The sequence below is a fragment of the Rhizobium sp. RHZ02 genome, from assembly GCF_014851575.1.
In the GTDB taxonomy this organism is placed as follows: Bacteria; Pseudomonadota; Alphaproteobacteria; order Rhizobiales; family Rhizobiaceae; genus Rhizobium; species Rhizobium altiplani.
The window spans coordinates 249048-260273 of record NZ_JACUZX010000001.1 but is presented as its reverse complement, the minus strand read 5'-3'; the positions used below and the strand labels follow the sequence as shown (position 1 = coordinate 260273).

Below are 11226 nucleotides of genomic sequence, written 5' to 3'. Positions count from 1 at the left end.
TGCGAGCACGCATGCCCGCAGTCAATCCCATGAGCACTTGCTGCTATTGGTTTTCCTTGGTCTGCCCCATGATTTCTTGCGCCGTGAAATTGATGCCGCAAGTTGGGAAGGAGTTGCCGACGAAAAAGTTGTCGGACTGATCAGGGTAATAGTCCTGATCCTTCTTCAAGTCGGGATGCGACACGAGTGCCGTCGGCAACTTGACGGCTTGGGGGACCACCTGGCCCTCAAGAGCTGCGATGGCAGTCTTTATGGCGACAGCAACCTGAGCTGGCCCTGTCCCGGCTGACGAGCAAACTAGCCCCTCGCCCGCATGAGCGGCGCAAAGCTTTCGGAAGCCATTTTCGGTCTCGCCGCCGAACGGAACGAAGGGGTGCTTCGCGTCGATCATCGCCTGAACGACACCGGTGTCGCCACCCTGGGCGGTAATCCCGTCAAAGGGTCCATTTGTCGCTATAGCATCTGCTGTCGCCTTCTGGGCAACGCCGTCATCCCATTTGCCGACGACTTCGGTCACGTCGAACTTCTTGCCGGAGGCTGCCAGTGTTTCCTTGATGCCATTATGGCGGTCGGTATCAACGGACGTGCCAGCGACACCCCTGACTTCCAAAATCTTGCCGCCGTTCGGCAGGTGTTTGACAAGCCACTCGGCCCAGGTGACACCAAGGCCCTTCTGATCGACGTTGACGTTGATCGCGTCTTTCGTGTCCAGGGTGTTGTCGAATGCGACGAGCACGACGCCAGCTTCCTTGGCTCTCTTGATCACGGGGCCAAAGGCTGTCGGGTTTTGGGCATTGACGACGATCGCATCATAGCCGGCGTCGATGAAGTTGTTGATCGCTGAAATCTGCGCCGGCACGTCCTCTCCGGTTGAGACAACCTTGAACTCCTTCAACTTCGCCTTGACGTCCGGTTGCGCCGCATACGCCTTTGCAGTCTGGACCATCTGGATGCGCCATGTGTTGGCAATGTAGCCGTTGGCGAGCGCGATGCGGTAAGGACCTTCCTTTTTCGGATACTGCAGAAACTGAGTATCGGAAGCCCAAGGCGTCATGCAGCCTGGATCAGCTGCTGGTCCGTTCACAACTTTCGGTTCTGCATATGCAGCGCCGCACAACAGCGCAAGGATCGGTGCGGAAACTGCCGCAACGCGCGCAGAATTCGCTTTCACGTTTTTAAGCATGGATGTCCTCCTCCAGAGGCGGACGCAGCCGCCCTCCAATATCCTCAACCTCCAGTATTGTCATTGGTACGCTTGGTCCGAAAAGGCTCCACCCTGCCCTTTGCGGAACGATCGAAACGTTAACATACGTGACAGCGCTGTCAAATTCTATTTGATAGCGCTGTCAATTGTGGAGTATCACTTTGTTCTGCTTGTTTCTCGCTGCTCTGTGACCTTTTGTATTTGGACAATGCTTTTATGCGCCGAATAACTCTCGACGATGTTGCTAGCCTGGCGGGTGTCAGCCCGATCACGGTTTCGCGCGTGCTCCGCAAGCCGGCAACGGTCTCGGAAACCTTGCGGCTACGCGTTATCGAGGCCGTCGAAAAGCTGGGCTATGTGCCGAATGTGGCGGCAAGCAGACTTGCCTCATCGCGCACCCACACGATCGGCGTGATCGTGCCGACGCTCTATAATGTCATCTTTGCGGAATACCTGTTTGCGCTGCACGAAGTTCTAATCGCTGCAGGTTTCCAGGTCGTCGTGGTCAACAGCAGGTACTCGGAAGTGGAGGAGGAGAATGCGATCAAGGCGCTCCTTGGTCAGCGGGTGGAAGCGATCATCATTGCAGGTATTCACCATACGGCACTGTCACGCCAGCTTTTGGTCCAGGCGCGACTTCCGGTTGTGCAAACTTTCGAATTGTCCGACGATCCAATAGATCTCAACATCGGCATGTCACAGGAGCATGCGGGCCACGTTGCAACCCGCCATCTCATTGATCGCGGGTTCCGACGGATTGCGTTCCTGACAGGCAATCTCGACCATCGCGCCCAGTCACGCTTTGACGGGTATCACAATGCGATGCAGGAAGTTGGCCTGAAAAGTCTGGAAATGATTGCGCATAGACCGCGCCACAGTTCGGTGGCGCTCGGATCCGAGCTCTTTGGCGAGATGGATGACCGCGGCGATCTGCCAGAGGCGATATTTTGTACGGACGACAACCTGGCTCTTGGCGCAATGCAGGAGTGCAGGAAGCGGCGCATCCGCGTGCCGGACGATATTTCGATTATCGGTTTTCACGACCTCGAATTCTCAGCCTGCGCAGCACCGTCCCTTTCCTCGATCGCCACCCGCCGTTACGAAACCGGCAGGCTTGCTGCCGAGAAGGTTCTCCTGGCGCTCGATGCAGCAACAAAATCCGGACCCGAACAAATCGACATGGGATTCGCGCTTGTCGTGCGCGAAAGCACTTCTAGCGACCTTGTCTTCACGAACCGGACGAGCAATTCGAGTGCCGGCGCGATCAGGCCACCCAACGAGGGCGAGCAGTCCGACGATTGAATCGATGCAAATTGCATCCCAACGCCGTTTTCGGGTTTTGCAGCAGTTGGCCCGTTACGGCAACTGATCGAGCTATAAGGTCTTGGCAGAAACTTATAACGGCAATCCGAGCGGACTTGCCAACGAGAGGCCGCGGCGCGGATACGGAACGTCAACAATGAAAGAGATCGACATCAGCTATCGATTCATGTTCGCTGAGCTTACTCAGCGAACGCTCGACGCGCAATTTGTGGCGGATTTCCCGTTGGAGGGATGGTTGCGTGAGGGGGCATCGCCACGCAGGAAGAGCGAGGCGATGCTCAACCTTGGGCTAATGAAGAGCACCAGCCGTGGGCGCATTGACATATGTGACAGGCGCTCCGGGAAACCGAGCAATCAATATCCGGGTCAGTTCCTCCTGAGTGCGATGACCGCGATTGAAGAGGTCGACTGCCGCGCTGCAGATTACTTCCGACGTTCTGTCATCTGGTTTGGCCCGGTAATGTCGGTACCAGGATTGAACGGACAGCGAGAGCACGGCCAAATCGGCTTCGAGGATACACGAGACTAGCATTCCTTACCTCCCCCCAAGAGTTACACGAGCTGCTCGGCCAGAACCTGTGCGAGCATCTCCAGGCTCCGGCCAGTTCGAGTGGCGACCGTCAAGGCGCGCCCGGGCGCTCATTGCGACGTGATGGTCTGTCGTCCGTCGCTCGCAAGATGCGCAACAATCGCGCGCCGGATTTCGCTAATCGTATCGAAGACCATGTTGTCCAGATCAATGACGCTGAACCGGACAGCGATGAACTTCAGACGAGTTTCTACGGGAACAGCGATCCCGACTTCCTGACCATTGAAAACGACAGCCTGTTTCTGCATGACAAACCCCGAGGCACACACCATCGCGCGGACCATAAGCAATTTTCGGTGATGGATTTACGACGGGTCAGACCGACGGTGCGGCTCGATATCGGGTTGAAACGCGATGGCGCACCCGCTGCACAATTGCGAATAAAGAAACGCTCGGACGCAATGTCTTATCCTCCTCAAGCGTCGTCAACCAACACTGAGTGCAAGTACCAAATTTTGATATTGGGCACCTCTCCCATAACAAGACTTATCCGAGAAAAGTCAGATAAGCAACTGAAATAGTGTAATTTTTAGCGGGTTGAATTATATGATAATTGCCGCATCTGCGAAGCAGAAATGACGTACGTGCGTCCAAGTGCGGTGGCAATATTGTCGGAGCGGCCGTATGTGTCACCGCGTCACCGAGCAAAACTGCTTCCTGAGGGCGCGACGCGGATTGAGCTCCCGAAGGCTCCCGTAGTCTTGCGGATCGCCGGCAACTTGTGCTGAGCTAAAATGCAGACGCACCTACCAGTATTGACGAAAGTCACCCGTGGCTGACTGTAGCAGTGTGAGCGGATATCGGCCGGGGTGATGGACAAGCGCAGTCATGTTGATTGGCCGGTCCCGCTCGTCAAAGGCGATTTGATCGACAGTGAGCACGGCCGAAGGTAACGGGAGTTCGAGCATCGCAGCTTCGGCTGGATCCGCCAGTCGCGCACTGAGTGTCGTTTGCCCCCGCCGCGGCTGGATACCGTAGACTTCGCGCAGCTCGGTATAGAGCGAGCGATTTGCGACCGTCCAGTCCATGCCGGTCAATCCCGGCGCGCGGGAGGCCGCTATCCAGTCGGTCTGGAGGACGACCGGCACGCCGTCAAGTAGCCGCAGGCGCGACAGCACGATCACATCCGATCCGGGAGGCAAGAGCAGCGGCCGGGTGATGTCAAGCGACGCCTTTACGACCTCCATCGCAAGCAGGCGATGTCCGGGCACGCGACCACTTGCCAGTGCGGTGCTCGTAAAGCTTCTGAGGACCTCGAGTTCAAATCCTCCTCCATTTTCCGCAACATACAAGCCCTTGCCCGGCTGACTTTGAACAACGCCCTGGCGGATCAGTTCGCGCACCGCATGCCGCACCGTGATGCGACTAACATCGTAAAGTGAAACGAGTTCACGTTCGGAGGGCAGCTTGCCGCGCAATGGCACCTTCCCTTCCCGGATCGTAGCCAGCAAGTCTTCGTAGACCTGCTGATGAAGCGGACGAGGGTCGGCCCGATCGATTGCCGCATGCCTCTTTCGCGCTGCCACCGGTTCACGGGTCTTCACGTTGCGTTCGCTCCCTTGGTCGGTGCTTGTATTTGCTTTTGCATCTTTGCCCACAAGGGACAAAAGAGTCCAGTTGACATGACTGGTCATAACCAGTCCTACTAGGTCAGGAACCAGAGAGTTCCGCACCGCTCAAGTGTGATAAAGACAGGAACAGCCCATGTTGAAGAAATGCCTTACTGCAGTTGCAGTCTATGCCGGCCTATGGGCCAGTGCCGCGCATGCGGAAAGCATCTCCGTATTCTGCGCACCAACCGAATTCGAACTTTGCACCAAGGTTGCCGACGCCTGGAAGACAAAGACAGGCAACGAAGCAAAAATTAACAAGATGCCGGCTCTCCTCGACGACGCGATCCCGCTCTATCAGCAATTGCTGGCGGCAAAGTCCAAGGATATCGACGTTCTGTTTCTCGACGTCATCTGGCTCGGGATGTTCAAGGCCAACCTGCTTGATTTGAAAACCATGATTCCTGCGGCCGACCAGGACAAGCATTTCACTTCCACGCTCAACGCTGCCAAGCTGGACGGCAACCTGGTCGCGATGCCTGCCTACATGGACGTGGGCCTGATGTTCTATCGCAAGGATCTCCTGGAAAAGTATGGCAAGCAGCCTCCCAAGACCTGGGATGAGCTTGCTGCGACCGCAAAGGAAATCCAGGACAAGGAGCGCGCCGCCGGCAACGCCAAGATGTGGGGCTACGCCTGGCAGGCAAAGAGCTATGAGGGCCTGACCTGCGATGCGATCGAACTCATTGCATCAAATGGCGGCGGCACGATCATATCCGACGACGGCAAGGTTACGATCAACACGCCGCAAGCCGCCGAAGCCATCGAGAAGGCCAGAGGCTGGATCGGTTCGATCAGCCCGGAAGGCGTTCTGAACTACGATGAGGAAGCGTCACGGGCAGTTTTTGAATCCGGCGACGCGGTATTCCATCGCAATTGGCCCTATGTCTGGGGTACATCGCACAAGGAAGGCAGCTCGATCATCGACAAGGTTGGCGTCATGCCGCTTCCGGTTGGCAAGGAAGGCCAGAAGTCCAGCGGCTGCCTGGGGCCCATGTATTATGGCGTCTCGAAATACAGCGCCAAACCTGAGGTCGCAGCCGACTTTGTGAACTTCATCACGGGTCCGGAGATGCAGAAGATGCGTGCCGTGGAGGCGACCCTCAACCCTTCGATCCAGTCGCTTTATAGCGATCCGGAGGTGCTGGAAAAAATTCCGTTCCTGAAAGACAACCAGCAAGCCTTCGCCGATAGTGCGGTCCGTCCGTCCGGCTACACCGGCACCAGCTACAACCGTGTCTCTCAGGCCTTCTATCGCGCCACCCATGACGTGCTGTCGGGCAGTGGCGATGCCAAAGACAGCTTTGCATCGCTGGCCAAGCGCCTGGAAAAGCTCAAAGAAAGCCGCTGATTGAAGGAAAGTTGCGGGAGCCTCAGCTCCCGCAACCTTTGCAGCCGGCGCTCTGTGCCGGTCGAGCCCCCATGCGCAAGCCAAGGTGAACGATGGCATCGGTTTCGATGGAGTCCGTTTCGAAGAGTTTCGGAACACACAGTGTCATTCATGATGTAGACTTGAAGATCGACGATGGTGAATTCGTTGTCTTTGTCGGCCCCTCCGGATGCGGAAAATCCACGCTGCTGCGCATCGTGGCGGGCCTGATCTCAGCCTCGTCTGGAACGGTCAAGATTGGTGGCGACGATGTCACCGATGTCCCCGCTTCGAAGCGCGGTGTTGCCTTTGTTTTTCAATCCTATGCGCTCTACCCGCATATGACGGTGGCGCGCAACATTGGTTTCGCACTCGAGACCATGGGCATCCGACGCGATGCGATTGCTCAAAAGGTGCAACAGGTCGCGCGTATGCTCAAGGTTGACCATCTCTTGAGCCGGCGACCGAGAGAGCTGTCTGGAGGTCAGCGCCAGCGCGTGGCGATTGGACGGGCATTGGTGCGCCAACCCGAGATTTTCCTGTTCGACGAGCCGCTTTCCAATCTGGATGCGGACCTGAGAATGGAAATGCGCATGGAGATCGCCAAGCTTCATGACGATCTCAAGACGACGATGATCTACGTCACGCACGATCAATCAGAAGCCATGACGCTTGCAGACCGGATTGTTGTCCTCAATCACGGCAGAATAGAGCAGATCGGCACACCTTCGGAGCTGTATCGTCAGCCCGGCAATCGGTTTGTTGCGGGTTTTATCGGCAGTCCGCGCATGAACTTCCTTGCCGTCGAGACACAGCCAGAGCATGACGATGAGCACATCGTCGGCCCGGGCGGCCTGGCAATTGGGCGATCGCCAAGCGATGCAATTCCGGTTGCCGAGATAGGCATTCGGCCGGAGGCGTTGCGCCTGGTACCAACGGGAACCGGGCGTCTCGATTGTATGCTCGAGCGGGTCGAAGACCTCGGACACGAACACTTCGCCTATTGCCGGGTAGGGAGCGGCACACTCTGGGTTGTTCGCCTGCCCGCGGCACCAAATACCGACGCGATCGGCAAGCCGGCTGCACTGACTTTCGACGATCATTCGCTGTTTTTCTTCGCCGCCGACGGCAGACGACTTTTGCCGTCGGCCGAACCATTCGGTGTCAGGAGCGCTCTATCATGAGTGCACGCCTTGCCCGCCGCGATCACCTTGCTGCCTGGCTCTTCCTCGTGCCGGTCATTGCCTCAATGCTGCTTGTCGCCGTATGGCCGTTAGGACGGACATTCTTCTTCGCTTTTACGGACGCCTTTCTCGACGATCCCAGCGTCTACTCCATGGTCGGCATCGACAACCTCGTCGAGGTTTTCAATGACCACACCTGGTGGCTTGCCGTCAGGAACACACTGACCTTCACGGTCATCTCGGTGGCAATTGAAACAGCGCTGGGATTGGCTATCGCTCTCCTTATCAACGAGGCCATACCCGGCCGGGGACTTGCCCGCGCTGCGATCCTTGTCCCGTGGGCCATTCCGGTCGTGGTGTCCACCAAGATCTGGGAATGGATGTTGAACGACCAGTTCGGTGTCATCAACAAGCTACTGGAAGCCCTTGGGTTCATCGACCATGGTGTGGCATGGACTGCGAGTGGTTCGCTGATCATGGGGGTGGTCATTTTCATTGACGTATGGATGACGACCCCTTTCATGGTTTTGCTCATTCTCGCGGGCCTGCAGATGATCTCCCAGGAAATATTCGAAGCCGCCGAAGTGGACGGCATTCCTGCCTGGAAACGCTTCTGGTCGATCACCCTCCCGATGCTGCGACCCGCGATAGGAGTAGCCGTGTTGTTTCGCACACTCGATGCCCTGCGCATGTTCGACCTTTCCTACGTTCTGGCGGCCAGCAATGAAAAGGTCATGACAGTGTCGATCTACGCACGCGACCGTCTGATCAGCTTCCAGGAACTCGGTGTCGGCTCCGCGGCCTCGACCTGGGTTTTCCTGTTGGTTGCGCTGGTCGCGATCATCATCATCGGCGCCTTGCGCCTCGACAGGGCAGCGGGGCATTGATCATGACCGACCTTTTTCTTGTACGCCCGGCCCGAAAGTCGAGCGCCTATTACAGGGCCCGGCGCCAGGTGTTGCGGGTACTGCAAATCCTTGCCCTATCGCTGGTGCTGATCTACACGCTGTTTCCCTATTACTGGGCCTTCGTTTCGTCGACGAAACAGGGCGCGGCACTCTACCGTTCGGTCCTGCTGCCAGCGCTCGACTTCACCTATTACCGGGAGTTGATCAACAACCCGGTGTTCATCGGATCACTCCTGAACTCCGCCTATGTCGCCGTGGCAACGACCTGCCTGTCCCTTGTGATCGGTATCAGTGCGGCCTATGCGCTCGGACGCATCGACTTTCCGCAGCGTCGGGCTGTTTTGATGATTATCCTGATGATCTCGATCTTTCCGCAGGTGGTCGTGCTTTCGGGCATGTTTGAGCTCATCAACTGGCTCGGGCTCTTCAACCGTCCAAGCGCGCTCATTCTGACATACCTTCTGTCAACGGTGCCGTTTACGACGTGGATTCTCACAACCTTCATTCGCGAGTTCCCGCGCGAGTTGGAGGAGGCCGCGATCGTTGATGGTTGTTCGCACCTTCGTATCCTCCTGAAGATACTGCTGCCGCTGATGGGACCGTCACTTGCAAGCACGGGCATCCTCGCCTTCATTCTTGCATGGAACGAATTCCTCTTTGCCTTGACTTTCACGCTGACGGACGAAAATCGCACCGTGCCGGTCGCGATCGGATTGATCGCCGGCACCAACCGTTACGAATATCCCTTCGGACAGATCATGGCTGCCTCGGTGACAGTCACGTTGCCGCTGATCGCGGTCGTGCTCATTTTCCAGCGGCGCATCGTTGCGGGGCTGACGGCCGGTGCCGTGAAGGGATGACGATAAAGGGACCAATTACATGGATATGCTTGTCAAGCTCTACGATCTCAAACCGGACACCTCCCTCGATGCGAAAATGGAACGGCAAGGTGTCACGATCCGTCGCGTCTTGCCGCCTGAACTGAAGGCTTTGACCGATTGGATTACGCCCCGCTTTGGAGCCGGGTGGTCTTGCGAAGCGACCACGGCTGCAATGCGGCAGCCGCCGACGTGCTTCATCGCAATCCAGAACGGAAGACTGATCGGCTTTGCCTGCCACGACGCAACAGTGAAGGGCTTCTTCGGCCCGACTGGCGTCGATAGTGCAGTCCGTGGCCAGGGGGTTGGCCATGCGCTGCTTTTGACGACGTTACTTGATATGTATGCACAAGGGTATGCCTACGGCGTCATCGGTGGGGCAGGACCCATGGACTTCTACCGCCGAAGCGTTGGCGCCGTTCCGATCGAAGGATCCGTCCCTGGAATATACAGGGGCATGTTGGCCGAGGCAGAGCCAGATGAAATCTCGCAATCGCACGGCCAACCTTCATAGATGCGCGCCCAAAGTCCTTGAGCGGCTCATGCAAGCCAGGGTGTGGGCCGCCCCAAGGTTACATGAACTCCCTTGAACTGGGAATATTCGTCGAAGCCATAGCGTCCAAGTTCGCGTCCCAGTCCGCTCTTCTTATAGCCCCCGATCGGCAGCTCCGGCGTCCCGTCGATAACACTGTTGATCCAGCAGCGACCAGCGCGAATGCGGCGGATACTTTGCAGCGCGTTTTCGAGGTTGGTTGACCAGACGCTCGCTGACAGGCCGAATTCGGTACTATTGGCAAGTGCGATCGCCTCTTCGGCTGTCTTGAAGGTCAGTGTTGAAAGCACGGGCCCAAAAATCTCCTCACGAGCGATCGACATGTCCGGCTTGACGCCTGCAAAGACCGTCGGTGGGTAATACAGTCCAGTCCCCTTGCCTACCCTTTCGCCGCCAAGAAGAAGTTCCGCGCCGGAGGCAATCCCTGCCTCGACGTAAGCATGCACCTTTTGTGCATGCGCCTCCGAAATCATCGCGCCGATCTTGGTGCGCTCGTTCAACGGATCCCCGAACGCTACCTTCCGTGAAATGCCGAGCAACCGATCCATCAAGGCATCCCGGATATCCTCCTGAACCAGCAGCCGGCTCCCGGAAATGCAGCATTGGCCGGCATTGTGATAGACGCCGTAAGCGATGCCGTCGGCCGCTGCCTCGAGGTCCGCATCGGCAAAGACAATCTGCGGCCCCTTGCCGCCAAGCTCCAGCCCCACCCGCTTGACGCTACGAGCGGCGATTTCGCCGAGCTTCGTGCCAACGCGCACGGAACCAGTGAACGCCACCATGTCGATGCCTGGATCCTCCGCGAGCACCTGGCCAGCCGGATCGCCAAAGCCTGTGACAACGTTGAAGACGCCGTCCGGAATGCCAGCTTCGCGCGCAAGTTCCGCCATGCGGATCGAGGTGCCGGAGGTGAATTCCGAGGGTTTCAGGACGACCGTGCACCCAGCGCCGATCGCCCATGGCACGCGCTCCGAGGCAATGATGAAGGGGAAGTTCCATGGCGTGATGATGCCGACGACGCCTGCCGGTTCGCGCAAGACGAGGCCAAGCCGGTCGTCGCCAATATTGTTGTGCGTCTGTCCCTCAAGCGCCCGGGCCTGGCCGGCTGCATAGGACCACAGATCCGCGCAAAATCCGATCTCGCCCCGAGCCTGGACGATTGGCTTGCCGACCTCGAGGCTCTCGATCAGCGCAAGTTCTTCCTGGTGGGCAAGAATGAGATCCGCCACCTTGAACATCAGTCGCGACCGCTCGGCGCCCGACATGCGCGGCCAAGGACCGGTGTCAAACGCCCGCCGCGCTGCTGCGATTGCCAAGCGAACGTCGTCCGCCGACGCATCCGGCCATGTTGCGACCACGATTCCGGCATGGCCGGGGCTCACCCGATCGATGGTCTTGCCCGAGGCAGCATCAACAGACTTGCCATCAACGAGCATGCGGTAACGGTATTTGGATCCCAGCCGCGGATCACTGGAATCAGGCACGATAAAGTTAGACAGCATCATTTCTCCCCGGCCAGACATCACGGTCGGCCTTTTCATCCACTTCCGGTCTTCAATGACCCGGACGCATTCGTTTAAGTCGTATGGCGCAGCATGGAATGGCCCC

At 57.7% G+C, this 11226-nt stretch carries 11 protein-coding genes; 7 read left to right on the top strand and 4 right to left on the bottom strand.

Annotated elements, in window-relative coordinates; translation table 11 throughout:
- Nucleotides 1–43: 43 nt before the first annotated feature.
- Nucleotides 44–1183 carry a sugar ABC transporter substrate-binding protein gene (locus tag IB244_RS01220; RefSeq protein WP_018855660.1) on the bottom strand — a complete coding sequence of 380 codons (1140 nt, stop codon included), beginning with the start codon at nucleotides 1181–1183 and terminating at the stop codon, nucleotides 44–46.
- Nucleotides 1184–1420: 237 nt separating this feature from the next.
- Between IB244_RS01220 and IB244_RS01215 the strand changes: the two genes are divergently transcribed.
- Both IB244_RS01215 and IB244_RS33035 read left to right on the top strand, forming a co-directional pair.
- Nucleotides 1421–2506, top strand: a complete 1086-nt coding sequence (locus IB244_RS01215) for a LacI family DNA-binding transcriptional regulator (RefSeq protein ID WP_192302882.1) — start codon at nucleotides 1421–1423, stop codon at nucleotides 2504–2506.
- Nucleotides 2507–2663: 157 nt separating this feature from the next.
- Nucleotides 2664–3056, top strand: a complete 393-nt coding sequence (locus IB244_RS33035; RefSeq protein WP_025658541.1) for a hypothetical protein — start codon at nucleotides 2664–2666, stop codon at nucleotides 3054–3056.
- Between the two features lie 110 nt (nucleotides 3057–3166).
- Here the strand turns inward: IB244_RS33035 and IB244_RS01205 are convergent, their stop codons facing one another.
- Entirely contained in the window at nucleotides 3167–3364 is a 198-nt protein-coding gene (locus IB244_RS01205; protein WP_025658540.1) for a hypothetical protein, read from the bottom strand.
- A 498-nt stretch (nucleotides 3365–3862) separates the two neighbouring features.
- Complete coding sequence (locus IB244_RS01200; protein WP_192303121.1) at nucleotides 3863–4642, bottom strand: GntR family transcriptional regulator; 780 nt, start codon at nucleotides 4640–4642, stop codon at nucleotides 3863–3865.
- Between the two features lie 178 nt (nucleotides 4643–4820).
- Here IB244_RS01200 and IB244_RS01195 point away from each other — a divergent pair, with 178 nt between their 5' ends.
- The 5 genes from IB244_RS01195 (at nucleotide 4821) to IB244_RS01175 (ending at nucleotide 9579) form a co-directional block, all read left to right on the top strand.
- On the top strand, nucleotides 4821–6077 hold the full coding sequence (locus IB244_RS01195) for an ABC transporter substrate-binding protein (RefSeq protein WP_025658538.1): 1257 nt from the start codon (nucleotides 4821–4823) through the stop codon (nucleotides 6075–6077).
- 92 nt (nucleotides 6078–6169) lie between these two features.
- Nucleotides 6170–7279, top strand: a complete 1110-nt coding sequence (locus tag IB244_RS01190) for an ABC transporter ATP-binding protein (protein ID WP_192302880.1) — start codon at nucleotides 6170–6172, stop codon at nucleotides 7277–7279.
- Nucleotides 7276–8166, top strand: coding sequence for a carbohydrate ABC transporter permease (locus tag IB244_RS01185; protein WP_192302878.1), 891 nt, complete (start codon nucleotides 7276–7278; stop codon nucleotides 8164–8166). The genes IB244_RS01190 and IB244_RS01185 overlap by 4 nt, the downstream gene beginning before the upstream one ends.
- Before the next feature lie 2 nt (nucleotides 8167–8168).
- Entirely contained in the window at nucleotides 8169–9047 is an 879-nt protein-coding gene (locus IB244_RS01180; RefSeq protein ID WP_025658535.1) for a carbohydrate ABC transporter permease, read from the top strand.
- A gap of 19 nt (nucleotides 9048–9066) precedes the next feature.
- Nucleotides 9067–9579 (top strand): GNAT family N-acetyltransferase, encoded by a 513-nt coding sequence (locus IB244_RS01175; RefSeq protein ID WP_025658534.1) that lies wholly within the window; start codon nucleotides 9067–9069, stop codon nucleotides 9577–9579.
- A 26-nt stretch (nucleotides 9580–9605) separates the two neighbouring features.
- Here the strand turns inward: IB244_RS01175 and IB244_RS01170 are convergent, their stop codons facing one another.
- Nucleotides 9606–11120: an aldehyde dehydrogenase family protein gene (locus IB244_RS01170; protein WP_192302876.1), complete on the bottom strand. Its 1515-nt coding sequence runs from the start codon at nucleotides 11118–11120 to the stop codon at nucleotides 9606–9608.
- Nucleotides 11121–11226: the final 106 nt, after the last annotated feature.